Source organism: Pseudoxanthomonas sp. z9 (assembly GCF_006542425.1).
In the GTDB taxonomy this organism is placed as follows: Bacteria; Pseudomonadota; Gammaproteobacteria; order Xanthomonadales; family Xanthomonadaceae; genus Pseudoxanthomonas_A.
Genome location: NZ_VFID01000015.1, coordinates 17,654 through 43,119 on the forward strand (window position 1 = coordinate 17,654; position 25,466 = coordinate 43,119).

The 25,466-nt window shown below is 67.0% G+C and carries 23 protein-coding genes; 18 read left to right on the forward strand and 5 right to left on the reverse strand.

Features of this window, described 5'->3' with window-relative positions; all coding sequences use genetic code 11:
- Positions 1-253: 253 nt before the first annotated feature.
- The 5 genes from FG323_RS17725 (at position 254) to mdtD (ending at position 7,060) form a co-directional block, all read left to right on the forward strand.
- On the forward strand, positions 254-1,537 hold the full coding sequence (locus FG323_RS17725) for an FAD-dependent oxidoreductase (RefSeq protein ID WP_141456049.1): 1,284 nt from the start codon (positions 254-256) through the stop codon (positions 1,535-1,537).
- Positions 1,534-2,895: a glutathione-disulfide reductase gene (gorA, locus tag FG323_RS17730; protein ID WP_141456050.1), complete on the forward strand. Its 1,362-nt coding sequence runs from the start codon at positions 1,534-1,536 to the stop codon at positions 2,893-2,895. Before FG323_RS17725 ends, gorA begins: the two co-directional genes overlap by 4 nt.
- Positions 2,896-3,013: 118 nt before the next feature.
- On the forward strand, positions 3,014-4,480 hold the full coding sequence (locus FG323_RS17735) for a DUF418 domain-containing protein (RefSeq protein ID WP_141456051.1): 1,467 nt from the start codon (positions 3,014-3,016) through the stop codon (positions 4,478-4,480).
- Between the two features lie 111 nt (positions 4,481-4,591).
- Positions 4,592-5,572 carry a DMT family transporter gene (locus FG323_RS17740; protein WP_141456052.1) on the forward strand — a complete coding sequence of 327 codons (981 nt, stop codon included), beginning with the start codon at positions 4,592-4,594 and terminating at the stop codon, positions 5,570-5,572.
- Positions 5,573-5,632: 60 nt separating this feature from the next.
- Entirely contained in the window at positions 5,633-7,060 is a 1,428-nt protein-coding gene (mdtD, locus tag FG323_RS17745) for a multidrug transporter subunit MdtD (protein ID WP_141456053.1), read from the forward strand.
- 6 nt (positions 7,061-7,066) lie between these two features.
- Here mdtD and FG323_RS17750 read toward each other — a convergent pair whose 3' ends face one another.
- The 4 genes from FG323_RS17750 to FG323_RS17765 form a co-directional block, all read right to left on the reverse strand.
- Positions 7,067-8,203, reverse strand: a complete 1,137-nt coding sequence (locus tag FG323_RS17750; RefSeq protein WP_181444281.1) for a carboxylate-amine ligase — start codon at positions 8,201-8,203, stop codon at positions 7,067-7,069.
- Positions 8,204-8,251: 48 nt separating this feature from the next.
- Positions 8,252-10,246: a prolyl oligopeptidase family serine peptidase gene (locus FG323_RS17755; RefSeq protein WP_141456055.1), complete on the reverse strand. Its 1,995-nt coding sequence runs from the start codon at positions 10,244-10,246 to the stop codon at positions 8,252-8,254.
- Positions 10,247-10,578: 332 nt separating this feature from the next.
- Positions 10,579-12,468: a DNA topoisomerase IV subunit B gene (parE, locus tag FG323_RS17760; protein WP_141456056.1), complete on the reverse strand. Its 1,890-nt coding sequence runs from the start codon at positions 12,466-12,468 to the stop codon at positions 10,579-10,581.
- A 28-nt stretch (positions 12,469-12,496) separates the two neighbouring features.
- Positions 12,497-13,177 (reverse strand): hypothetical protein, encoded by a 681-nt coding sequence (locus FG323_RS17765; protein ID WP_141456057.1) that lies wholly within the window; start codon positions 13,175-13,177, stop codon positions 12,497-12,499.
- Between the two features lie 186 nt (positions 13,178-13,363).
- Here FG323_RS17765 and FG323_RS17770 point away from each other — a divergent pair, with 186 nt between their 5' ends.
- From FG323_RS17770 to truD, 9 genes are all read left to right on the forward strand, one after another.
- Positions 13,364-13,621 (forward strand): hypothetical protein, encoded by a 258-nt coding sequence (locus tag FG323_RS17770; RefSeq protein WP_141456058.1) that lies wholly within the window; start codon positions 13,364-13,366, stop codon positions 13,619-13,621.
- A 131-nt stretch (positions 13,622-13,752) separates the two neighbouring features.
- Entirely contained in the window at positions 13,753-15,414 is a 1,662-nt protein-coding gene (locus FG323_RS17775) for a CTP synthase (protein ID WP_141456059.1), read from the forward strand.
- A 91-nt stretch (positions 15,415-15,505) separates the two neighbouring features.
- The gene (gene kdsA, locus FG323_RS17780) at positions 15,506-16,339 is read left to right on the forward strand and encodes a 3-deoxy-8-phosphooctulonate synthase (protein WP_141456060.1); all 834 of its coding nucleotides are present in this window, start codon (positions 15,506-15,508) and stop codon (positions 16,337-16,339) included.
- A 118-nt stretch (positions 16,340-16,457) separates the two neighbouring features.
- Entirely contained in the window at positions 16,458-17,765 is a 1,308-nt protein-coding gene (locus tag FG323_RS17785; protein WP_141456061.1) for a hypothetical protein, read from the forward strand.
- Positions 17,762-19,048: a phosphopyruvate hydratase gene (gene eno, locus FG323_RS17790; protein WP_141456062.1), complete on the forward strand. Its 1,287-nt coding sequence runs from the start codon at positions 17,762-17,764 to the stop codon at positions 19,046-19,048. The genes FG323_RS17785 and eno overlap by 4 nt, the downstream gene beginning before the upstream one ends.
- 3 nt (positions 19,049-19,051) lie before the next feature.
- Positions 19,052-19,423: a cell division protein FtsB gene (gene ftsB, locus FG323_RS17795; RefSeq protein ID WP_141456063.1), complete on the forward strand. Its 372-nt coding sequence runs from the start codon at positions 19,052-19,054 to the stop codon at positions 19,421-19,423.
- Positions 19,420-20,118, forward strand: a complete 699-nt coding sequence (ispD, locus tag FG323_RS17800; protein WP_141456094.1) for a 2-C-methyl-D-erythritol 4-phosphate cytidylyltransferase — start codon at positions 19,420-19,422, stop codon at positions 20,116-20,118. Before ftsB ends, ispD begins: the two co-directional genes overlap by 4 nt.
- Before the next feature lie 77 nt (positions 20,119-20,195).
- On the forward strand, positions 20,196-20,687 hold the full coding sequence (gene ispF, locus FG323_RS17805) for a 2-C-methyl-D-erythritol 2,4-cyclodiphosphate synthase (RefSeq protein WP_141456064.1): 492 nt from the start codon (positions 20,196-20,198) through the stop codon (positions 20,685-20,687).
- Positions 20,684-21,721, forward strand: coding sequence for a tRNA pseudouridine(13) synthase TruD (truD, locus tag FG323_RS17810; protein WP_141456065.1), 1,038 nt, complete (start codon positions 20,684-20,686; stop codon positions 21,719-21,721). The genes ispF and truD overlap by 4 nt, the downstream gene beginning before the upstream one ends.
- A gap of 105 nt (positions 21,722-21,826) precedes the next feature.
- Here truD and FG323_RS17815 read toward each other — a convergent pair whose 3' ends face one another.
- Positions 21,827-22,363: a Smr/MutS family protein gene (locus FG323_RS17815; RefSeq protein ID WP_141456066.1), complete on the reverse strand. Its 537-nt coding sequence runs from the start codon at positions 22,361-22,363 to the stop codon at positions 21,827-21,829.
- Between the two features lie 90 nt (positions 22,364-22,453).
- On the opposite strand from FG323_RS17815, the gene surE reads away from it, so the two are divergent.
- The 4 genes from surE to FG323_RS17835 are packed head-to-tail and all read left to right on the forward strand — an operon-like array spanning position 22,454 to position 25,327.
- Positions 22,454-23,233 (forward strand): 5'/3'-nucleotidase SurE, encoded by a 780-nt coding sequence (surE, locus tag FG323_RS17820; RefSeq protein WP_141456067.1) that lies wholly within the window; start codon positions 22,454-22,456, stop codon positions 23,231-23,233.
- Positions 23,230-23,907 carry a protein-L-isoaspartate(D-aspartate) O-methyltransferase gene (locus FG323_RS17825; RefSeq protein WP_141456068.1) on the forward strand — a complete coding sequence of 226 codons (678 nt, stop codon included), beginning with the start codon at positions 23,230-23,232 and terminating at the stop codon, positions 23,905-23,907. The genes surE and FG323_RS17825 overlap by 4 nt, the downstream gene beginning before the upstream one ends.
- 6 nt (positions 23,908-23,913) lie before the next feature.
- Positions 23,914-24,525 carry a DedA family protein gene (locus FG323_RS17830; protein ID WP_141456069.1) on the forward strand — a complete coding sequence of 204 codons (612 nt, stop codon included), beginning with the start codon at positions 23,914-23,916 and terminating at the stop codon, positions 24,523-24,525.
- Between the two features lie 31 nt (positions 24,526-24,556).
- Positions 24,557-25,327: a peptidoglycan DD-metalloendopeptidase family protein gene (locus FG323_RS17835; RefSeq protein ID WP_141456070.1), complete on the forward strand. Its 771-nt coding sequence runs from the start codon at positions 24,557-24,559 to the stop codon at positions 25,325-25,327.
- Positions 25,328-25,466: the final 139 nt, after the last annotated feature.

Sequence of the window (25,466 nt, forward strand, 5' to 3'; positions counted from 1 at the left end):
TGATGTGTGGATGTGGGTGTTGCGACAGCAGGATTCGGAACAGGATCGGAAGCGGTGGGGCGCGTTCCATCGCGCGGCAGCGGACACGACCGGCGATGACCCAACGATGTTGTCGCAGGACAATTGGTGTCAATAGAAACCATGTGAAGAAAGACAGAAAATGACGCTTACCTTTTCCGGATTACGCTTGACATGTCCGTAGTGGCTGACGCCGTATGGAAAACCGGCCATGCGGTGGGGCGTGCGCGTTCGCATGGCGGCAGCCGATGAACAGGTGGCGCGCGTGAATCACCGGCGGGAGGAGATTCTCATTCTCGGTTCGGGGGCCATTGGCCTCTCGATCGCGCTGGTGTTGCTGGAAGCCGGCCGCGCGGTCCGCGTGCTCGAAGCGGGCGAGCGTATTGGCGCCGGCGCCTCGCATGGCAACTGCGGCACCATTACCCCCAGCCATGCGCCACCGCTGGCCGCGCCCGGGGTGGTGAAGCAGGCGTTGCGCTGGATGCTGACGCCGGACGCGCCGCTGTACCTGAAACCGCGCGTGGATCCCGCCTTATGGCGATGGCTGTTGGACTTCGCCGCGCGTTGCAATCCGCGCGATTGGCAGGACAGCACGCGGGCGCGAGCCGCGCTGCTCGACGATTCACGCGCGCGGCTGGCGGAATGGGTCGCACGCTACCCGCTGCAATGCGAGTTCCAGGAGGAGGGACTGGACTACGTGTTCCGTGATCCACGCAATTTCGAGCGTTATGTGCACGAATGCGAATCGTTGCGGCGCATGGGCATCGCCAGCGAGGTGATCGCAGGCGCCGATTACGAGGCCCGGGAGCCGGCCGTGCGTGAAGGTGTTGCCGGTGCGATCCGGTTTCCCGGCGACGCGCGCCTGCGACCGGACCGCTACGTCGCCGAACTCGCGCGGGTGGTGCGCGAACGCGGCGGGGAAATCGAAATCCGCTGCCGCGTGCTCGGTTTCGAGGATGACCGCGACGGGGTTCGGATCCATACCTCGCAGGGAACGCGGAACGGCCGCGAAGCGGTGTTCGCGCTCGGCGCGTGGACGCCGGAATTCGCGCGCCGGCTCGGCCTGCGTATTCCGATCCAGCCGGGCAAGGGCTACTCGGTGACCTACAGCCGTCCGGAGCGGGTGCCGAAGCGGCCGCTGGTGCTGAAGGACCGCTCGGTCTGCGTCACCGTGTGGGACAGCGGCTTCCGCCTCGGCAGCACGATGGAATTTTCCGGCTACGACGACCGCCTCAACGAAGTCCGGCTGGCCGCGCTGGAGCGCGGCGCGCGCGAGTTCCTGCGTGATCCGGTGGGCGAGGTCGTGCAGGAACGCTGGTGCGGCTGGCGGCCGATGACCTGGGACGACCTGCCGCTGCTGGGCCGGGTTCCCCGCCACGAACGGCTCTGGCTGGCCGCCGGCCACGGCATGCTCGGCATCAGCATGAGCGCCGCGACCGGGCAGCTGATGTCCGATCTGATCATCGGCCGGACGCCGGCCATCGATCCCCTTCCTTATCGACCGGAGCGTTTTTCATGAACCCGCAGACCGACTTCGACCTGATCGTGATAGGCGGTGGTTCCGGCGGGCTTGCCGGCGCTTTCCGCGCCGCCGCCCATGGTGCCCGGGTGGCGCTGCTGGAACCGTCGGATCTGGGCGGCACCTGCGTCAACGTCGGCTGCGTGCCAAAGAAAGCGATGTGGCTGGCCGCCGATACCGCCCAGCGCATCGCGCTGGCCGCGCAACTGGGATTCAAGCTGGAATCGCAACCGCTCGACTGGCGCGAGTTCATCGTCCATCGCCAGCGCTACATCGCCGGCATCCACACCAGCTACCGCAAGCGGCTGGACGAAAGCGGCATCGTCTGGATGCCCTGCCGCGGCCAACTGGTCGACACGCATACCGTCGAGAACAGCGACGGCGCGCGACTGCGGGGCGAGCGCATCCTGCTCGCGACCGGCGGCCGTCCGCGCCGTCCGCCGGTGCCGGGCGCCGAACTGGGCGGGGTGTCCGACGACTTCTTCCAGCTTTGCGATCCGCCGGCGCGGGTCGCGCTGATCGGCGGCGGCTACATCGCGGTGGAACTGGGCGGCGTATTGCAGGCGCTGGGCAGCCAGGTGGAACTGTTCGTGCGTGGCCAGCGCCTGCTGGAGGGATTCGATCACGAACTGGCCGCGGACCTGCTGGAGGACAACCGCCAGCACGGCCTGCGCGCGCACTTCGGCCATACGCTGGCGGAACTGCGGCCGGCCGGTGACGGCAAGGTGGTGCTGGTCGACGCGAACGGCGAACGCAGCGATTCCTTCGACAAGGTGTTCTTTGCCACCGGCCGGGTGCCCAGCACCGCCAGCCTTGGCCTGGAGAATGCCGGCGTGGAGGTGGATGCGCGCGGTTACGTGCGGGTCGACGAATGGCAGGACACCACCGTGGCGAACATCCACGCGGTGGGCGACGTGACCGCCGGCCCGGCGCTGACGCCGGTGGCGATCGCCGCCGCGCGCCGGCTGATGGACCGCCTGTACGGTGGCAAGCCGGAGTCGCGGCTGGAGTTCCGTGACATCGCCACCGTGGTGTTCTCGCATCCACCCATCGGCAAGGTCGGCCTGACCGAGCAGGAAGCACGCGCGAGCTTCGGCGATGCCGCCGTACGGGTCTACCGGGCACGCTTCCGCCCGATGCTGCATGCATTGGCCGACTCGCCGCAGCGCAGCCTGTTCAAACTGGTGTGCGTGGGCGAGGAAGAAAAGGTGGTCGGCCTGCACCTGCTGGGCGAGGGCGCCGACGAGATCCTGCAGGGCTTCGCGGTGGCGATCCGGCGGGGCATCACCCGGCGGGATCTGGAGGACACCATCGCCATCCATCCGACCTCGGCCGAGGAAGTGGTACTGATGCGCTGAGGCGATGGACGGGGCGAGCCGACCGGCGGCGGGCCGTGCCGACGGTTGGGTGACGTCCGGCACCTGAGCCTCCCCGTGGCCGGCGCTATGGTGCGCCTGTACAGGCAGGAGAGCCGCCATGCAGCAGGATGTTTCCGTCACCGCCGCCGCGCCCGTGGATTCCGGCGCCGCGTTGAGGCCCATCGATTCGGGAGAACGCATCGCCGCGCTCGACATCATCCGCGGCTTCGCCCTGATCGGCATCTTCCTGATGAACATCGAATGGTTCACCCGCCCGATCAGCGAACTGGGCAGGGGCATCGATCCGTCGCTGCACGGCATCGACTACGCGGTGAGCTGGCTGGTGTACGTGTTCGTGCAGGGCAAGTTCTGGACCTTGTTCTCATTGCTGTTCGGCATCGGCTTCGCGGTGATGCTTGGACGCGCCGAAACCCGTGGGCGCCCGTTCCTCGCCCCGTACCTGCGTCGCATCCTGGGCCTGCTGCTGTTCGGCAGCGCGCACTTCGTCCTGGTCTGGACCGGCGACATCCTGCACAACTACGCCATTACCGCGCTGGCGCTGCTGCTGGTGGTCACCCGCAACTGGAAACTCTGGCTGGGCCTGCTGGTGTCGTTCGCGGCGATGGCGGTGGTGTTGAAGTCCGATGCCGTGGTCGGGGCGCTGATACTGCTGGTGCTGGTCGGCGTGATGATGTTCTTCCTGCATCGCGGCAGCGTGGCGCGCTACTGGAAGTGGGGCGTGACCCTGTATTCGCTGATGTTCGTGCTGGGCCTGATCGGCGCCGGCGTTACCGCCGTGTATCCGCAGATCCGCTCACCGGAAACCGCCGAACAGGCGGCCAAGCGCCAGGAACGCCTGGCCGAGCGAGCGAAGGAGCGGGTGGAGGAAATCCGCATCGACAGCCGCGGCAGCTATGCCGAGGCGGTCCGTTACCGCGCCGACAAGTTTGCCGAGGACATGCCGCAGGCGGCCGGATTGAGTTTCATGGCGCTGCCGATGTTCATGATCGGATTCTGGTTCGTCCGTTCCGGCGTGGTGGCACGATTGCGCGAACACACGGTGCTGTTCCGGCGGCTGGCGGCATGGACCCTGCCGATCGGCATGGCGATCACCCTGCTGAGCGTGTGGCTGGTGCCAAGCTTTCCCGGCGATGGCCTGGGCGGGCGCGATCCGACGCGGATGGCCGCGATGTCGCTGTTCCAGATCGGCGCGCTGCTGCTGTGCCTGGGCTACTTCGCCGGCATGATCCTGCTGCTGGGCACGCGCGCCGCACGCTGGCTGGCGCCGTTGGGCTTCGCGGGCCGGATGGCGCTGACCAACTACATCGGCGCATCGGTGATCAGCACGCTGTTCTTCTTCGGCTACGGCCTGGGATACTGGGGGCAGTTGTCGCGCCCCGGCCAGATGGCGTTCGTGGCGGTGGTGTTCGCCCTGCAGGTCGCTTTCAGCTGGCTGTGGCTGCGCCATTTCCGCTATGGCCCGCTGGAATGGGCGTGGCGCGCGTTGACCTATTGGCACCTGCCCCCCATGCGCCGGAAGCCGGATGTCGCGGCGGCGACGGATGGAACGGTGCATCCGGCCTGAGCCGACCGGCCTGGTCAAATCGCGCCGGGTTTAGAATGCGCGCATGGTTGAGCGCATTTCCCCCCACGCGTCACGCCTTCCTCGCTTCCGCGCCGCCGCGCCCGCTCTCCGATGAGCAGGGTCGGGCAGGACGACGAGGCACAGCAGGACGAATCCGCCAGCGCGGTACTGGATCCGGAGGCGGCGCCTTCCGGCGCCGCCGCGCCGCGCCCGCTGCTGGGCGGATTCGCACTGGCCGCACTGGGCGCCATCGCCTTTTCCGGCAAGGCCATCATCGTCAAGCTCGGCTACCGATATGGCGTGGATGCGATCACGCTGCTGGCGCTGCGCATGCTGGTGGCGTTTCCGTTCTTCCTGCTGATGGGAGCCTGGGCCGCCCGCCGCGCCGAACCATTGGCGCGGGGTGACGGCCTCAGGATCGTCGGCCTGGGGTTCTTCGGCTATTACCTCGCCAGCTTCCTCGACTTCGCCGGGCTGGCCTACATCACCGCCACCCTGGAGCGGCTGATCCTCTACCTCACCCCGACCCTGGTGCTGGCGATCGGCTTGCTGGTGTTCCGTCGCCGCGCCAGCCGCGCGCAGCTGGTTGCGTTGGCGATCAGCTATGCAGGCGTGCTGCTGGCATTCGGCCATGATTGGTCGCTGGGTGGCGGCAACATCGCGCTGGGCAGCCTGCTGGTATTCGGCAGCGCGCTGGCCTATGCAATCTACCTGGTCGGCAGCGGCGAGATGGTGCGCCGGGTCGGGGCGGTGCGCCTGACCGCCTATGCCAGCAGCGTGGCCAGCGTGCTGTGCATCGGCCAGTTCCTGCTGCTGCGTCCGCCGGCGGATCTGCTGGCGGTACCGGCGCCGGTGTGGTGGCTTTCGCTGCTCAACGGCACCGTCTGCACGGTGCTGCCGGTCCTGATGGTGATGATGGCGGTATCGCGCATCGGTTCGGCGCTGGCCGCGCAGATCGGCATGATCGGCCCGGTCTCGACCATCGTGCTGAGCCTGCTGCTGCTGGGCGAACCGATGGGGCCGTGGCAGGTCGCCGGCACCGTGCTGGTGATGTCCGGCGTGTTCGTGGTCTCGCGGCAGAAGGCGGCGTGAGCGCGCGGCGGCTCCGTGGCCTTCATCCTTCCGCCGGACCGGCGCGGGCACAATGAACCCATGAACGCCCCCGGTCCGCAAACACCCGACATCGCCCTGCGGCCGCTGCTGTGGCTGGTGGCGGCGGGGGTGTTCATGCAGATGCTGGACAGCACCATCGTCAATACCGCGTTGCCGGCAATGGCGCGGGATCTCGCGCAGTCGCCGCTGCGCATGCAGGCCGTGGTGGTCGCCTACGCGCTGACCGTGGCGATGCTGATTCCGGCATCGGGCTGGCTGGCGGATCATTTCGGCACCAAGCGGATATTCATCGCCGCGGTGACCCTGTTCACCCTGGGCTCGCTGACCTGCGCGTTCTCGCAGAACCTGCCGCAACTGGTGGCCTCGCGCGTGCTGCAGGGCATTGGCGGGGCGATGTTGCTGCCGGTGGGACGATTGGCGGTGCTGCGCGCGGTGCCGCGCAAGGATTTCCTGGCGGCAATGAGCTTCGTCACCGTGCCGGGCCTGATCGGGCCACTGATCGGCCCCACGCTCGGCGGCTGGCTGGTGGAAGTCGCCTCCTGGCACTGGATCTTCCTGATCAACCTGCCACTGGGTGTGCTGGGCACCGTGGCGGCGCTGCGCTGGATGCCGGACCTGCGTGGCCCGCGGGTGCGTTTCGACGCGCTCGGCTACGTGCTGCTGGCCTTCGGCATGGTGGCGGTGTCGCTGTCGCTGGACAGCCTGTCCGACCACGCCGGGAGCCGCGGCGCGATGGTGGTGCTGCTGGTGTTCGGACTGGCCGGGCTGGTGGCCTACTGGCTGCACGCCGCGCGCGCACCGCGGCCACTGTTCCCGCTGGCGCTGTTCCGGGTGCCGAGCTTCAGCATCGGCCTGCTGGGCAACCTGTTCTCGCGCATGGGCAGCAGCGGCATGCCGTTCCTGATTCCGTTGATGCTGCAGGTCGGCCTGGGCTTTTCGCCGATGTCGGCGGGCATGCTGATGATCCCGGCCGCGCTGGCCGGCATGTTCTCCAAGCGCATCGTGGTGCCGCTGGTGCAGCGGTTGGGCTATCGCAAGGTGCTGGTCGGCAATACCGTGCTGGTGGGGCTGGCGATGGCCAGCTTCGCGTTGATATCGGCCGAACAGCCGCTGTGGCTGCACCTGCTGCACTTCGCCATCTTCGGCGCGGTGAACTCGCTGCAGTTCACCGCCATGAATACCCTGGCCCTGCGTGATCTCGACGGCGATCTGGCCAGCAGCGGCAACAGCCTGCTGTCGATGACGATGATGCTGGCCATGAGCATCGGCGTTGCGCTGGCGGGCAGCCTGCTGGGCGTGTTCGGCAACATCGTCCTGCATCCGCTGCAGGGCCAGGCGCTGTCGGCGTTCCGCTGGACCTTCGTCTGCGTGGGCCTGATCACCATGGCGTCGGCGGCGATTTTCGCGCAACTGCAGCCGACCCACCGCATCCCGCCGTCCAGCGTGAAGCGCGCCGATCCGGGCTGAGTCTTCCTAGTCCTCCGGCGCCACCGGCACGCTGGCGTCGGCAAGCCAGTCCACGACCGCCTGCAGCGCGTCCAGGCGGCCTTCGCCGGCATTGCGGCGCTCGCGGTAGATCGCCAGCTGCCGGTGCGCGCTGGTCCCGTGCTGGAGCGTCTTCCACAGTTGTTCGAAAGCTGCGCCGGCCTCCAGCGCAACGATGTCCTCTTCCAATACCTGCTGCAGATTGCGGAGCATCTCGCGCACCGGCACCAATCGGCCGCTGGCCAGATCGATCAGGCCAGCGTCGTAACCGTGGCGCTGCGCCCGCCACAGGTTCTCCGCGACGATCGCCTGCACGCCGGCGTCCAGGCCGGCATGCCGCTCCGGATGGTGTTCCAGATGACGGACCAGGCAACGGAACAGCTGCGCCAGCGCCAGCGCGTCATCGGCATCGGTGCAGCAATCCGGTACCCGCAACTCGAGGGTGGGAAAGCGCAGGGAGGGGCGGATCGCCCACCACAGGAAACTGGCGTCCTCGATGGTGCCGGACTGCACCATCCGCGCCACGTAGCGATCATAGGCGGCCTGGTTGGCGAACAGCGGCGGCAGGCCGGTGCGCGGGATTTCCTGGTAGGCGGTCTGCCGGTAGCCCATCAACCCGGTCGGATGGCCCATCCAGAACGGCGAAGAGGTGCTGATCGCCAGCAGCAGTGGCATGAACGGTTGCAGGCGCCGCAGCAGGTCGATGCGTGCGGAGGTATCGGCTGGCTGCACGTGCACGTGCAGGCCGCAGACCAGGTTGCGATGGCCCAGCATCTGCAACTGTTCCATCACCCGATCGTAGTGAGGTTTGTCGGTGCTGCGCTGATCGCGCCATAGGCCCATCGGATGCGTGCCTGCGGCGAGGATGGCCAGGCCATGCTCCGCCGCGACGGCGCCAACCGTGCGGCGCAGGTGGTGAAGGTCGCGTCGTGCCTCGCGTGGATCGTGGTGGACGTTGGTCTGCACCTCCACCTGGGTCTGCAGCAGTTCGCTGCCCACCCGATCGCCCAGCGCTTCGTGGCACCGCTCAAAGAACGCCCGCGGCATGTGCCGCAGGCGCCGACGATTGCGGCGGACCAGGAAGTATTCCTCTTCGAGCCCGAATGTGTAGGGATGTGCCGCCAAAAAGAAAACGCCCTGCCGGAGTGACAGGGCGTTATCGCATCGCTGAAGTCAATTTTTCGTTGTCGTCGCCGCGGCAGGCATTGGCGCAGCGGCAGATCCGGTGCCAGGCCCGATGCTCTTGTCGAGGAAAGCCAGGATCCGCCTGTACAGTTCGTTGACGTTCTCCGGCTTGACGAAGCCGTGGCCTTCCCCGGACGCCACCATGGTTTCGACTGGAATGCCTTGTCTGTCAAACCCCTTTTTCAGGCTGTTGAACTGCTCCATCGGGACCTTGCGATCCAGCGTGCCCTGGGCCAGGAACACGGGCACCTTGATCTTATCGATATGGCGTGAGGGAGACATGGCGATCAGATGGTCCATGTCATCGCCCAGCGTCCGCGACAGGAACGCGCGGCCGTCCCGTGTACCGCTCAGGATGTCCCGCTTGTACATCACTTCCAGGTCGTATACGCCCACGTACCCGATCGCGCACTTGTACAGATCCGGGTAGCGGATGGTGCCTTGCAACGCGGCATAGCCGCCGTAGCTGGCGCCGAAGACGCAGATGCGATTGGGATCGGCGAGTTTGTTGTCGATAGCCCATTTCACGCCTTCGGCCACATCGTCCACGAGTTTGCCGCCCCACTCCTTGTAGCCGCTGGTGAGGAAGCGTTCCCCACGTCCGCCCGACCCGCGATAGTTGACCTGCAGCACCGCGTACCCGCGGCTGGCCAGGAACTGGGCGTCCCGGTCATATCCCCACGCATCGGCGACGCCATAGGGGCCGCCGTGCGGTATCACGACCATTGGCTGGGGGCCGCTGACGCCGGCCTTTGCCGTATAGAAGCCGAACAACTTGAGTCCATCGCTGGAGGTGTATTCGAAAGGACGGACCGGCGCGAGCTTCTCCGCCTTGAGCCAAGGCATGAGTTCTCCGACCAGGCGTACCTTGTTGGTGTCCCGGTTGAACAGGTAGTAGGCCCCGGGATTGCGATCGGACCACACCAGGAAAAGTACATTCCTGTTGTCGCGACTGAAACTGTTGAACGACACCATCTGGCCGGGAAAGGCCTTCATCAGCCCTGCATGCAGCTTGGCCCATTCCGAGTTGGTGTCGAAATAGCGGATGGCGGGTTTGTCGGCCTGGTAGGTGATGCCGAATGGTACGCCGGCATAGCCACCGATGAGCATGCGCCCGATATCTGCGTCGTCGCGACCCTGCAACAGGGTACGGGTCCCGGCGGCGAAATCGAGCCGGTAGAACTTGGTCGGCTCGCGCTTGTCCGAGATCTCGGCATAGGCAGTATTGTTGTCCTTGTCGAAGATCAGGGGGCCCATGGTGTAGCCCGCCAGCGTGGCCGGTACCGGCAGCCAGTCGGCACCTTTGGTGGGGCGGTAGTGCAGGACCGGATTGTCGCTCTTGTCGCGGCTGACCCGGAGGCGGGCTTCGCCGGTCTGGTCGTAATAGAACGAAGCCCGCTTGTTGTAACGCTCCACCTCGGTGCGGTTGCCGGTTCGCGTGTCCACCTTGAAGATGACGGTCGGCGGTTCCTCGCCGCAATTCCAGCACACGAAGTTCACCAGGATTTTCCCGGGTTCGTTGGGCAGCAGGTATTCGACGTAGGCAAATCCCTCGTCCTTGCGACGGCCCGAACGAACCAGGTCATCCGGGATGTAGGCGAACAACGGCTTCTGATTCTTCCCGTCGACGTTGGATGACCAAAGTTCACCGCTGCTGACCAGTTGCTCGCGCAGGGGCAGCTTCTCGGCACGGGCTACGACAAAAGTATCGTCATCCGACCAGAGCAGATTCGAGACATGCTGCTGGTTGCCAAAGCGGAGCACCTTGGTTTCCCCCTCACCATCCAGCCGAAGCACGTGCAGTTTGGTTTCCGTTTCTTCCTCGTTGGGCACTGCCAATGCCAGATATTTTCCGTCCGGCGACAGGGCCAGGTCCGAATAGTCGAACCGCTTTGAAAAATCCTCGACCGGAATCACCTGCGCCCAGGCAGGCGCCACCAGCAGGCCGCCCAGCAGGCCCCACTTCCATGCATTGATAGACACGGTTCCTCCCCAGGAACATTGATAGTCGTGTGGGGTGATGTTGCCATTGTCGCGCTGGCCTGTCACCGACAGGTCGATGAGCCCTGCCGGTGCGTGGGTGCCGCCGACGGAAGGGGCGAGGGAGGTGGTCGGCGGGTACGGCCAACTATGCCACCGCTCCAGGGATTGAGTTGCTCATGACCAGGAGATCGGGGCATCTACATGCCGGGACAGGCATGCCCGATGTCAGGCAGGGCGAATGGGACTCCCAGCGAAGCCGCACCGCGGGTCACTTGCCGGCACAGTCATGTCAGCGTCGTCGCCACGGCCCCGGGCAATGAAACCGCCAGGAATCAGACTTCCAGCGAAGCCAGATCTCCCTTGGTCTCCAACCAGCTCTTCCGCTCGCCCGCGCGCTTCTTCGCCAGCAGCATGTCCATCAGGGAATGGGTCTGGTCGCCATCCTCGACGGTCAGTTGGACCAGCCGGCGGGTGTCAGGATGGATGGTCGACTCGCGCAGCTGCGAGGCATTCATCTCGCCCAGGCCCTTGAAGCGGGTGACGTTGACCGCGCCCTTGATCTTCTCGCGCTGGATCTTCTCCAGCAGCAGGCGCTTTTCTTCCTCGTCGAGCGCGTAGAACACCTGCTTGCCCACGTCCACGCGGAACAGCGGCGGCATCGCCACGAACACATGTCCGGCCTGCACCAGCGCCGGGAAATGGCGCAGGAACAAGGCGCTGAGCAGGGTCGCGATATGCAGGCCGTCGGAGTCCGCATCGGCCAGGATCACCACCTTGCCGTAGCGCAGGCCGGAGATGTCTTCCTTGCCCGGGTCGCAGCCGATCGCCACGGCCAGGTCGTGCACTTCCTGCGAGGCCAGCACGCTGCCGGACGCGACCTCCCAGGTATTCAGGATCTTGCCGCGCAGCGGCAGGATCGCCTGGAAGTCCTTGTCGCGTGCCTGCTTGGCGCTGCCGCCGGCCGAGTCGCCTTCGACCAGGAACAGTTCGGTCCGCGACAGGTCCTGGCTGATGCAGTCGGCCAGCTTGCCGGGCAAGGCCGGACCTTGGGTGACCTTCTTGCGCACGACCTGCTTTTCGGTCTTCAGGCGCGCGGCGGCGCGCTCGATGGCGATCTGGGCGATGCGTTCGCCCAGGTCCACATGCTGGTTCAGCCACAGGCTGAAGGCATCGTGGGCGGCGCCCTCGATGAAACCGGCGGCCTGGCGAGAACTCAGGCGTTCCTTGGTCTGGCCGCTGAACTGCGGGTCGGTCATCTTCAACGAAAGCACGAAGGCCACGCGATCCCAGACGTCTTCCGGGGCCAGCTTGACCCCGCGCGGCAGCAGGTTGCGGAAGTCGCAGAACTCGCGCAGCGCGTCGGTCAGGCCACTGCGCAGGCCGTTGACGTGGGTGCCGTGTTGGGCGGTCGGAATCAGGTTGACGTAGCTTTCCTGCACCAGTTCGCCGTCCGGCACCCAGGCCACGGCCCAGTCGACGATTTCGGTGTCCTTCTTCAACTGGCCGACGAACAGGTCCGGCGGCAGCAGCTCGCGCCCCTGCATTTCACCCTTCAGGTAATCGCGCAGGCCGTCCTCGTAGTGCCAGGTGTCGCGCTCGCCGGTGGCTTCGTCATACAGCTTGACGGTCAGGCCCGGGCACAGCACGGCCTTGGCGCGCAGCAGATGGCGCAGCGCGCGCGCGTTGAACTTGGGCGTATCGAAATACTTGGGGTCCGGCCAGAAGCGCAGGCGGGTGCCGGTGTTCTTCTTGCCAACCGTGCCGACGGTCTCCAGCCTGGACGCGGCATCGCCGTCGCGGAACTCCATCCGGTACTCGTTGCTTTCGCGCTTGATGAAGATCTCGACCTTCTTCGACAACGCATTGACCACGCTCACGCCGACGCCATGCAGGCCGCCGCTGAAGGTGTAGTTGCGGTTGCTGAACTTGCCGCCCGCATGCAGGCGGGTGAGGATGAGCTCGACGCCGGGGATCTTCTCTTCCGGATGGATATCCACCGGCATGCCGCGGCCGTCATCGCTGACTTCGCAGCTGCCGTCCTTGTACAGGGTGACCTCGATCTCGCCGGCGTGGCCGGCCAGCGCCTCGTCCACGGAGTTGTCGATGACTTCCTGCGCCAGGTGGTTCGGGCGCGCGGTGTCGGTGTACATGCCGGGGCGGCGCTTGACCGGATCCAGGCCGGAAAGGACTTCGATGTCGGCGGCGTTGTAGCGACTGCTCATGAATTGAATACTGTCTCGGAATGGCGGCTTAGGGCTGGGAAGCGTCCAACTGGCGACCGGTGTAAGGGTTGTACAGGAAATCGCCCGGGAACGACTCACCGCTGGCTGCGTCGCGTTTGTCGGGCAGCAGGCTGCCGAGCGGCAAGCGGAAGTCGTGGGTCTTGCTCGATGTCTTCACACGCAGGTGGCCATCTCCCAGCGGGTCGGCCAGTCGCTTGCCTGCGGCATCGTTGCCGGGAAAGACCAGGAAATACATGCTCTTGCCCAATGGGCCGATGCTGTTGGCGAGGATAGGTCTCAGGAAGGCCAGCGTGGCCGCGAGCCGCGCGGGGACCTTGTCTTCCGCCACGACGGAAAGGACGCGGCCATCGGGGGCGATGAGCACGGTGCTGTCCCGGACATCGCTCTCGGGGGTGAACCGGTATTCCATGTCACTGGCGACGGTTCCCTGTACAACGGCGACGATGTTGTAGTCGCCGAACATGCGGCCCAGATCGGCGGTGGTTTCCGGGTCCGTACCCTTGTTCTGCGCCACGCTGATCTGCCAGTACTCCGGAGGAATCCACCACACCATTTCCATGCGACCGCCGCCGAGGCTGTGCTTCTGCGTGTCGCGGGTGAGGGCATCCAGCTTGACCTCCTGCGGCGGCACCGACACGCGTGCGGCGTGGGCCGGACCCGGCAAGGCCTGCGCGGCCAGGAAAAACAACGCGGAGCAGAGGAATGGGCGCATCGGACGGCGGGGCGGGATCCAGGAGACGCGGAGTTTGCGGCCAGCGCGCCGTTTTTGCACGTTCAGGAGCGGGCGAGCGCCGATGCGGTATCGTGCGCGCGTCAGTTGAATGCCGCCGTTCCGGCCCCATCTGGCGATGCAACGAGTGAATGGAGACGAGCCATGAAACCGCGCAAGCTGTTGATCCTTACCCTGGCCGCCGTGACGGCCGCCGCCGCCGGCCTGGCGCTGGCGCAGTCCAAGTCCGGCAGCCAGGATGCCGACAAGTCCGGGTCCTCGCAGTCCGACTCCTCCGATGCCGACCGCAAGGCGCAGCGCCGGGCCGCCAACGAGGCCGCCGCCGCCGAGCGCGCCAAGCAGAAGGGCGAGCAGGGCAAGAAATCCGGCAGCCAGGAAGAGGAAGAAGAGCGCAAGCCCTGATTCCCGTAAAACCTTTGCCGCACAAGGCTTTCAAGCCTGTTCGGCACCCCCGGACGCCCCGCCTGAGCGGGGCGTTCGGCTTTTAGAAACCCGGCGTTGCCGGTAGACTATGGCTTTCCGGAGCCCTGCCAATGACTCCCCTTATTTTTGTCACCGGCGGCGTCGTGTCCTCGCTAGGCAAGGGCATCGCCGCCGCTTCGCTTGCGTCCATCCTCGAAGCTCGTGGCCTGAAGGTCACGATGATGAAGCTGGACCCCTACATCAACGTCGATCCGGGCACCATGAGCCCGTTCCAGCACGGCGAGGTGTACGTCACCGACGACGGCGCCGAAACCGACCTGGACCTGGGCCACTACGAGCGCTTCGTGCGCACCCGGCTCAGCCGCAAGCATTCGATCACCACCGGCCGCATCTACGAGAACGTCATCCGCCGCGAACGCCGCGGTGACTACCTCGGCGCGACCGTGCAGGTGATTCCGCACATCACCGACGAAATCCGCCGCTGCATCGACGAGGCCACCGAGGGCCACGACGTGGCGCTGGTGGAAATCGGCGGCACCGTGGGCGACATCGAATCGTTGCCGTTCCTGGAGGCGATCCGCCAGATCCGCACCGAGCGCGGGCCGGAGAAGGCGCTGTTCATGCACCTGACCCTGGTGCCGTTCGTGGCCGCGGCCGGTGAACTCAAGACCAAGCCGACCCAGCATTCGGTCAAGGAACTGCGTTCCATCGGTATCCAGCCGGACGTGCTGCTGTGCCGCTCCGAGCAGCCGATTCCGGATTCCGAGCGCCGCAAGATCTCGCTGTTCACCAACGTGCCCGAGCGCGCGGTGATCAGCGTTCCGGACGTGGACGTGCTGTACAAGATCCCGCTGGGCCTGCACGGGCAGGGACTGGACGAGATCGCCATCCGCCAGCTGCGCCTGGACGGTGCCCGCGAGGCGGACCTGTCCGAGTGGGAGGCGGCGGTCGACGCCACCCTCAATCCGCTGGACGAAGTCACCATCGCGGTGGTCGGCAAGTACGTCGATCACCAGGACGCCTACAAGTCGGTCGGCGAGGCGCTCAAGCACGGCGGCCTGCGCCAGCGCACCCGCGTCAACCTGAAATGGATCGAAGCGCAGGAACTGGAAGACAGCGACATGTCGCTGCTCGACGGCGTCGACGGCATCCTGGTCCCGGGCGGCTTCGGTGATCGCGGTTTCGAGGGCAAGGTGCTGACCTCGCGTCATGCCCGCCAGACCGGCGTGCCGTACTTCGGCATCTGCTACGGCATGCAGGCGGCGGTGGTGGATTACGCCCGCCACGTGGCCGGCCTGGAAGGCGCCAACAGCACCGAGAACGACAAGCAGTCGCCGCATCCGGTGATCGCGCTGATCACCGAATGGCGCACCGCCAGCGGCGATGTCGAGAAGCGCGACGAGCGTTCGGACCTGGGCGGCACCATGCGCCTGGGCCTGCAGGAAGCGCGGTTGAAGCCCGGCACGCTGGCGCGCGAGCTCTACGGCAAGGACGTGGTGGCCGAACGCCACCGCCACCGCTACGAGTTCAACAACCGCTACCGCACCCAGCTGGAGGACGCCGGCCTGGTGGTTTCCGCCAAGTCGATGGACGACCTGCTGGTGGAAATGGTCGAACTGCCGCGCGCGGTGCATCCATGGTTCCTGGCCTGCCAGGCGCATCCGGAATTCCTGTCCACCCCGCGTGATGGCCACCCGCTGTTCGTCGGCTTCATTCGTGCCGCGCGCGAGCGCAAGGCCGGCGGCAAGCTGCTGAAGGAAGCGCGCGCCTGAACGCGCTCCGGACCGGTCGCGACGCGTCGCGATCCGGGCCGGTGTCCTGGTGTTACGGTCGCGACTGACGTCGCTCCTACGAGGTACTGCAATGAAACTCTGCGGTTTTGAAGTCGGCCTGGACCAGCCCCTGTTCCTGATCGCCGGTCCCTGCGTGATCGAGTCCATGCAACTGCAACTGGATGTCGCTGGCCGGCTGAAGGAAATCACCGGAAAGCTGGGGATGAACTTCATCTTCAAGTCCAGCTTCGACAAGGCCAACCGCACCTCAGGCACCAGCTTCCGCGGCCCGGGCATGGAAGAGGGCCTGAAGGTCCTGGCCGAGGTGAAGAAGCAGATTGGCGTGCCGGTGCTGACCGATGTGCACGAATACACCCCGATGGACGAAGTCGCCTCGGTGGTGGATGTGCTGCAGACCCCCGCCTTCCTGGTCCGCCAGACCGATTTCATCAGGAAGGTCTGTTCGGCAGGCCGCCCGGTCAACATCAAGAAGGGCCAGTTCCTGTCGCCGTGGGACATGAAGCCGGTCGTCGAAAAGGCCAAGTCCACCGGCAACAACGACATCATGGTGTGCGAACGCGGCGCCAGCTTCGGCTACAACAACCTGGTCAGCGACATGCGCTCGCTCAGCGTGATGCGCGATACCGGTTGCCCGGTCGTGTTCGACGCCACCCACTCGGTGCAGTTGCCGGGCGGGCAGGGCAGCAGCTCCGGCGGCCAGCGCGAGTTCGTGCCGGTGCTGGCGCGCGCGGCGGTCGCGGTCGGCGTGGCCGGCCTGTTCGCCGAGACCCATCCGGATCCGTCCAAGGCGCTGTCCGACGGCCCCAACGCGTGGCCGCTGGACAAGATGGAAGCGCTGCTGGAAACCCTGCTGGCGCTGGATTCGGTCACCAAGCGTTCGGCATTCCTGGAACAGACGCTGTAAGCCATCCACGGATATGCGGCCGGCGATGAAATCGCTGTGGTGGCCGGCTGCAATCATGGATTCGCCGACACGTTCGTGATTCGCACGACAGACAGCCACTCGTGCGCGTCAATGTGATTTGGCGGCGCCCGACGCAACCCGGATAATCGAGGCGCGACCGAACACCACGGTCCGCCTTCTTTCATTTCCGGCTGTTTGCTCACTCATGATCCGCATACCGGGCGCCTTCCTGCGCACGCTGCTTTTCCGGCCTGTCCGCCCTGTTTGCACCCTTCTTTCCGGTCGCCGTTGCGCGTGGACGCTGGCACTGATCGGTGCGGGCATCTCAATGGCGCATGCACAGGAATCCGACCGCTGGCGGATGCCGGAAAGCCCGGAGGATCTGGCCGAGCCCAAGGTACTGCCGCTGACCGAATCCGAACTGCCCGCATTCGCCGCCAGTGCCGAATCCGATCCCGCGCGTCGCGCCGAACTGGTCGACCTCCTGCGCAAGGCGTCCGTGGTGCCGTGGACGCCGGCCGAACGCGACGCCTTTGTCACCGAACTGGAGCAGCTCCGGCAGTGCGAAGCCGGACGTGGCCGCGAGGACCGGGACGACAGCAAGTTCAACGAGCGGATGGAGGCGGTGATGGCCTCGGGAGAACTGGAGCGACAGATCCGTGACTACGCCCGCCTGGTGGAGGTGCCGGAACTGGCGACTCCGCTTGACGCGCCGAGCTGTGGCCGCCCGGAACTGATGAATCAGTTCCGGCAACTGGCGATGCTGCCGATGGCCGCCTCCATGCTGGGGCCGCTGACCGGGCCGCGGGCCGCGCACCAGTTGCGCGGCGCCGGCATGGAACGGCTGTTCGGTTCGCAGATGATGGGTGGCCGCTGCGCCCCTTCGGAGACGTTCGTCCGCCTGTTGATGACTACGCCGGACAACCCGCGCGGCCTGCGCACCGCCGACGACCGGTTGCGCTGCAAGACGGGACCCGCCTACTCGAGCGTGTGGAGCGAAGCCGAATACACGCGCCTGATGGCGGCGATGCCGCAGGTCAGGCAGTGCCTTGCGCGGGGCAACGACCATGGTTTCGACCTGGAGGGCGCAAACGCCCGCTTCGCCGACAGCCCGGAACTGCCGCGCCTGTTCCAGGCCGCCTACGAATTGCTGGCCAACGTGGGTATCTCGAAGTCGTTCGGCTACGCGCTGCCGGCCGATGCCCAGGGGCGCTCCAACGACCTGCTGGCCGCCATGCTGAATGTCGGAACGATGGTCGAGCAGTATCATGACGGGGCTGAAATCAGCTCGCCGGCGGGCGCGCGCCAATTGCAGGCCACTGGCCTGCTGGCCCTCTACATCGCCCGTCTGGCCCCGGAAACCTGTAACCTTCCGGACGATTTCGTCCCCTTACTCAAACTGAACAGTCTGGCCGACCCCTCATGACCACGATCGCCAAAGTCCACGCCCGCGAAATCCTCGACAGCCGCGGAAATCCCACCCTCGAAGCCGAAGTCACCTTGGCCGACGGCTCGTTCGGCCGCGCGATGGTGCCATCCGGCGCCTCCACCGGCACCAAGGAGGCGGTGGAACTGCGCGATGGCGACAAGACCCGCTACCTGGGCAAGGGCGTGCGCAAGGCGGTGGAGAACGTCAACGGTCCGATCGCCAATGCCCTGCACGGCTTCGACGCGGCCGACCAGGAAGGCCTGGACCGCCGCCTGATCGATCTGGACGGCACCGAGAACAAGGGGCGCCTGGGCGCCAACGCGCTGCTGGGCGTGTCGCTGGCCAACGCCCATGCGATGGCCGCCTCGCGCAAACAGCCGCTGTGGCGCTATCTGGCTGGCGGCGACGCGGTGACCTTGCCGGTGCCGATGATGAATATCATCAACGGCGGCGCGCATGCCGACAACAACGTGGACTTCCAGGAGTTCATGGTGCTGCCGGTGGGCTTCGATTCCTTCGCCGAGTCGCTGCGCGCGGGCACCGAAATCTTCCATTCGCTCAAGTCGGTGCTGAAGGGCCACGGCCTGAGCACGGCGGTGGGCGACGAGGGCGGCTTCGCGCCCGATTTCCGCAGCAACGTCGAAGCGCTGGACACCATCCTGGAAGCCATCGGCCGCGCCGGCTACACCGCCGGCGAAGACGTGCTGCTGGGCCTGGACGTGGCATCCAGCGAGTTCTTCGACAACGGCAAGTACCACCTGGTGGGCGAGGGCAAGCGCCTGACCAGCGAGCAGTTCGTCGATTTCCTGGCCGACTGGGCCGCGCAGTACCCGATCATCACCATCGAGGACGGCCTGGCCGAGGACGACTGGGCCGGCTGGAAGCTGCTGACCGATCGCATCGGCAACAAGGTGCAGCTGGTCGGCGACGACCTGTTCGTCACCAACCCGAAGATCTTCAAGGAAGGCATCGAGTCCGGCACCGCCAACGCCATCCTGATCAAGGTCAACCAGATCGGCACGCTCAGCGAGACCCTGGAAGCCATCGCCATGGCCCATCACGCCAACTACGCGGCGATCGTCTCGCACCGCTCCGGCGAAACCGAGGACACCACCATCGCTGACATCGCGGTGGCGACCACCGCCACCCAGATCAAGACCGGTTCGCTGTGCCGCAGCGATCGCGTGGCCAAGTACAACCAGCTCCTGCGCATCGAGGAAGCGCTGGGCAGCGCGGCGCGCTATGCCGGCCGCAACGCCTTCGTCTCGCTGAAGAAGTAAGCCATGCGCCGACTGGTCTGGCTGCTGCTGGTACTGGCGCTGCTGCTGGCCTGGCTGCAATACCGGTTCTGGTTCGGCGCGGGCAGTTCGGGCGAAGTGGTCGCGCTGGAAAGCCAGGTCATCGTGCAGAAGCGCGAGAATGCCGGCCTGCAGGAACGCAACGACGCGCTCGCCGCCGAAGTCGAGGACCTCAAGTCCGGCGAGGCGGCGGTCGAGGAACGCGCGCGCAGCGAGCTGGGCATGATCAAGCCCGGCGAGAAGTTCTACCGCGTGGTGGAACCGACCGCGCCGGTGCCGGCGCCGCCCGCGGCCACGGAGGACGGAGAAGCGACCGCCGAACCGGCCCCGATCGCCGAACCGGAGCACCAGCCCTGATGGCCGGTATCTGGGCGGTGATTCCCGCCGCCGGGCGCGGCACGCGCTTCGGTGGCGAGATTCCCAAGCAGTACCTGCGCGTGGCCGGCCGGCTGCTGCTGGAACACACGCTGGAGGCGCTGTTCGCGCACGATGCCGTGCTGGGCGCGGTGCTGGCGTTGTCGGCCGACGATGCGGACTGGCCGGGCTGGACCTCGTTCGCCGGCCGGCCATTGCTGACCTGCACCGGCGGCGCGACCCGCGCCGAGTCGGTGCTGGCCGGGCTCAACGCGCTGCCCGACGACGTGCGCGCCGACGATTTCGTGCTGGTGCACGACGCCGCACGGCCCAACCTCGGGCTGGCCGATCTGGCCCAGTTGCTTGAGCGCGGACGCAATGATCCAGTTGGCGCCATCCTCGCCGCGCCGGTGCGCGACACGCTCAAGCGGGCCGGCGACGACGGCGGCATCGACGGCACCGAACCGCGTGAGCGGCTGTGGCGTGCCTTCACCCCCCAGCTGTTCCGCCGCCTGCACCTGCAACGCGCGCTGGAAGCCGCCGCCGGCAATGGCATCGAAGTCACCGACGAGGCGATGGCGATGGAGCGGCAGGGCCTGCGCCCGCTGCTGATCGAAGGCGCCGAGGACAACTTCAAGATCACCACCCCGGCGGATCTGGCGCGCTTCGAGTTCATACTGGCCCAGCGCGGCCGCTGACTTCTCCGGCAGGAGCGCCGTCCCGGCGCGGCGCTTCTCCCGGTGACAACCCGGCTTCTTTTTTGTTGGATATGCACATGCCCGACCTTCCTTCCATCCGCATCGGCCAGGGATTCGACGTCCACGCCTTCGGCGATGGCGACCACCTGATGCTGGGTGGCGTGCGCGTGCCGCACGATCGCGGCGTGCTCGCGCACAGCGACGGCGACGTGGTCCTGCACGCGCTGTGCGACGCCATCCTCGGCGCGCTCGCGCTGGGCGACATCGGCAAGCATTTCCCGCCTTCGGACCCGCGCTGGAAAGGCGCGGACAGCCGCCATTTCCTGCGTCATTGCAATGCCCTGATCGGCGAGCGCGGCTGGCGCGTCGGCAATGCGGACGTCACCGTGATCGGCGAGCGGCCCAAGGTGGGCCCGCACGCCGAAGCGATGCGGGCCGCCATCGCCCAGGACCTGGAAATCGACATCGATGCCATCGCCATCAAGGCGACCACCACCGAGAAACTGGGCTTCACCGGCCGTGGCGAAGGCATCGCCGCGCAGGCGGTGGTACTGCTGGTGCGCGCATGAGCACGGAACTGCCGCGCGCCTTTGGCGCATCGGTGCTGACGGCGCGTTTCCGCGCCACGCCGGAGGATTTCTTCGTCGAGGAACTGCCCGGGTTCGAACCCACCGGCGAGGGCGAGCATCTCCTGCTGACGGTGCAGAAGCGCGGCATGAACACCGCCTTCGCCGCCAAGCGCATCGCCGCCTGGGCCGGATTGCAGGAGATGGCGATTGGCTATGCGGGCCTGAAGGATCGCCACGCGGTGACCCGCCAGCGTTTCAGCGTGCACCTGCCCAAGCGCAATGCCCCGGACATCGCCGCGCTGAACGCGGACGACCTGCAGGTGCTGGAATCGATCTGGCACAACCGCAAGCTGCCGCGCGGTGCGCTGGCAGGCAACCGTTTCGTGCTGGTGTTGCGCGAGGTGCGCGGAGAACGCGCCGAGATCGAACAGCGTCTGGCGGATATCGCCGCGCAAGGCCTGCCCAACTGGTTTGGCGAACAGCGTTTCGGCCGCGACGGCGGCAACATCGCCGCGGCGCTGGCGATGTTCGGTGGCCGCCGCGTGCGCCGCGATCAGCGCTCGATGCTGCTGTCGGCCGCGCGTTCGGAACTGTTCAACCGGGTGTTGACCGCCCGCATCACCGCGGGCGACTGGAACCAGGGCATGGACGGCGAGGTATGGATGCTGGATGGCAGCCGCAGCGTGTTCGGCCCGGAGCCGTGGAACGATACGCTGGCGCAGCGGCTGGCGGCATTCGACATCCATCCCAGCGGCCCGCTGTGGGGCGCCGGGGAACTGCGTACCACCGCGGAATGCCGCGAATTGGAGCTGGCCGCGCTGGCCGACGATACCGCCCATCGCCTGCGTGGCGGACTCGAGCAGGCAGACCTGCGCCAGGAACGCCGCGCGCTGCGCCTGCGCCCGCAGACAATGGCTTGGGAATGGCTCGCCGACGACGTGCTGTCGCTGGGTTTCGCGCTACCACCGGGCAGCTACGCCACCGCGCTGCTGCATGAACTGGGCGAGGTGGTGGAAGCGGATCGCGAGGCGTAGGCATCCTGAGCGGGTGGCCGTGCTTCATGCACGAGGGTATGGCGGAGCGGGGCCGGTGGTTGCCGCATGCGTCGATTCGATGGGCGTCCTTATCGCGCCGACCCGTCAGCGCCGCGCCAGCAGCACCAGCACCGCGCCGGTTCCGCCCTGCGTGGCGGGCGCGGAATGGAACGCCAGCACGTCGCCGCGCTGGCGCAACAGCCGATCCACCAGGTTCTTCAGCACCGGAATCTCGCGCTCGTTGCGACGGCCCTTGCCGTGGATGATGCGCACGCAGCCATGTTCGTGCGCATGGGCTTCCTGCATGAACTGGCGCAGCAGGCGCTCGGCCTCGACGGCGGTGGCGCCGTGCAGATCCAGTTCGTCCTGGGCCGAGAACTGGCCCTTGCGCAGGCGCTGGAACACCCGCGGCGGCACCTCGTCGCGGCGGAAGCTGAGTACGTCGCCGGCCTCCAGCAGCGCCAGGTCGTCCAGCCCGCGCTGGAACTCGCTGCGCGCGTCCACCTCGTCGCGTTCGGCCATGCGCGCGGCGGGGCGCGGCTTCGGCGGCCGTGGAGGCGGCGCGGCGTCCGCCATCGGCTTCACCTCGCCGATGGCCTGGCGGAACAAGGCGGCGTCGTCGTCTTCGGGGGGATCGGACATGGCCCACAGCGTAGCGCGGCGGGCGCGTGACGCAAGCGCGGGAAGCGGTCATCCGCTTCCGGTATCATGGGGCGTCCCCCGAGGAAGCACATGCGCGTACTTGTCAGCAACGATGACGGCGTCGACGCCCCCGGCATCCGCATTCTGGCGGAGGGGTTGCGCGAGGCCGGCCATGAAGTGTTCGTCATCGCGCCGGATCGCGATCGTTCCGGCGCCAGCAACTCGCTCACCCTGGATCTGCCGATCCGGCTCAAGCGGATCGACCACTACACCTGCAGCGTCGCCGGCACGCCGACCGACTGCGTGCACCTGGCGCTGACCGGCATGCTGGAGTTCGAACCGGACATCGTGGTGTCCGGCATCAACAATTCCGCCAACCTCGGCGACGACGTGATCTATTCCGGCACAGTGTCGGCGGCGATGGAAGGGCGCTTCCTCGGCCTGCCGGCGGTGGCGATGTCGCTGGTCTCGCGCAATCACGAGCCGCGCCATTTCGAAACCGCCGCGCGCGCCGCGGTGGAGATCGTCGCCCGGCTGAAGGCCGATCCGCTGCCCGCCGACACCATCCTCAACGTCAACGTGCCGGATCGCGCGTGGAGCGAGGTGCGTGGCTTCGAGGTCACCCGGCTCGGCAACCGCCACCGCTCCGAGCCCTGCGTGACCCAGCAGGATCCGCGCGGCAACACCGTGTACTGGATCGGCCCGGCCGGTCCGGAACAGGACGCCGGCCCGGGCACCGACTTCCATGCCGTGCGCATGGGCAACATCTCCATCACCCCGATCCATGTCGACCTGACCCGCTACCAGGCACTGGAAAAGGTCGCCGGCTGGGTCGATGGCCTGACCTCGTCGCTGGAGAACCCGGCATGACCCCACGGCTGCGCCTGCAACCGGAAGCCGTGGGCATGGGCATGACCTCGCAGCGCGTGCGCGACCGCCTGGTCGAGCGCCTGCGCGAGTCGGGCATCCGCGACGAGACCGTGCTCAACGCGATCCGGCTGGTGCCGCGCCATCTGTTCGTCGACGAGGCGCTGGCCACGCGCGCCTACGAGGATACCGCGCTGCCGATCGGCCACAGCCAGACCATCTCGCAACCGTGGGTGGTGGCGCGCATGACCGAGGCGCTGCTGCAGGGTGCGCCGAAGAAGGTGCTGGAAATCGGCACCGGCTCCGGCTACCAGGCCGCGGTGCTGGCTGCGTTGGGGCTGGAGGTCTACACCGTCGAACGCATCGGCGATCTGCTGCGCCAGGCGCGCAAGCGCCTGCGCCAGCTCGGCATGAACGTGCGCAGCAAGCATGACGACGGCCGCATCGGCTGGCCGGAACATGCACCCTATGACGGCATCCTGGTCACCGCCGCCGCGCCCGCATTGGTCAACGCGCTGATCGAACAACTCGCGGTAGGCGGTCATCTGATTGCCCCGGTTGGCTGCTCCGGTTCGCAATCGCTGGTCAAGCTGACCAAGCGCGAGGACGGCAGCGTGCAGGAGGAAACCCTGGCGCCGGTCGTGTTCGTTCCCCTGTTGTCCGGCACCCTGGACTGATCGCGGATGCAGATCTTCAAGCCGCTGTACGAACGCGCGATCCAGTGGGCCCGGCATCCGCGCGCACCCGCGCTGCTGACCGGATTGAGCTTCATCGAGGCGATCATCTTCCCGGTGATGCCGGAAGTGATGCTGGCGCCGATGTGCGTGGCCAATCCACGGCGCTCGCTGTGGTTCGCCACCCTCAGCCTGGCCGGCTCCATGGCCGGCGCGCTGGTCGGTTACGCGCTGGGCCACTACGCCTTCGAGGCACTCAAGCCGCTGTTCGCCGCGCTGGGCATGCTCGACAGCATCGAGGCGGGCATCGCCCTGGTGAAGGCCAAGATGGCCGAGTCGCCGTGGGCGGTCTTCACCTTCCTGGTGCTCGGTGGCTTCATGCCCATCCCGATGAAGGTGTTCACGTGGGCGTCGGGTATCGTAGGCGTGCCTATGCTGCAATACGTCCTCAGCATGCTGATCGGACGCGGCAAGCGGGTGTACCTGCTGGGCATCGCGATCCGGTTGGGCGGGGCGCGTGCCGAGGCGGCGCTGCGCCGCTGGATCGAACCGGTGGGCTGGCTTGCCACCGCACTGGTGGTGGCGTTGGTCGGCTGGTTGATCTGGCGCGCCTCCACCTGATTCCTGGTATCCGCAGAAGGTGAGTGAACGGATGACGAAAGCCACGCGAGCCCTTGTCCTGAGCATCGCGGTGATGGCCGGCCTGGCGGCCTGCCACAGCACCGTGGTCCGCCAGACCGGTTCCTCGGGCGGTGGCAGGATTGTGTCGCAGCCCAAGTACGGGCAGACCGTGCGCGTGCAGCGCGGCGACACCCTGTACGGCCTGGCCTTCCGCAACGGCATCGACTTCCGCGATCTGGCCGCCTGGAACGGCATCGGCTCGCCCTACACGATTTACCCCGGCCAGACCCTGCGCCTGTATCCGTCCTCCGGTGGTCGTCCCACGGCCAGCACGGGCACCGCCGCGACCGGGACCGCACCGCGTCCCACGACGCCGCCGGCCACCAGCGCACCCAAACCGGCACCGCCGCAGGCCGCACCGGTCAATAGCGGTTTCAATTGGCGCTGGCCCGCCGACGGTCACGTGATCGGACGCTTCATCGCCGGCGACGCCACCAAGCAGGGCATCGACATCGCCGGCTCAGGCGGCCAGGCCGTGCGCGCGGCCGCCGATGGCGTGGTGGTGTATTCCGGCGCCGGCCTGGTCGGCTACGGCGAACTGATCATCGTCAAGCACAGCGAAGCCTGGCTGTCGGCCTACGGCCACAACCGCAAGCGGCTGGTCAACGAAGGCCAGAACGTGAAGGCCGGACAGCAGATCGCGGAAATGGGCAGCTCCGGCGCCGCCCGCGAGATGCTCCACTTCGAGATCCGCTACAACGGCAAGCCGGTGGATCCGCAGCTGTACCTGCCCAAGCGCTGAGCTTTCCTTCCTGCGGACGAAATACCCGTCGCGGCGCTCGCTCCTCCCCGGTAGGAGCGACGTAAGTCGCGACCGGAAACCACCAGCGCCCCGCACGCTTGCGACCGATATATCGTGTCCACGCCAGACGCTCTTCAGC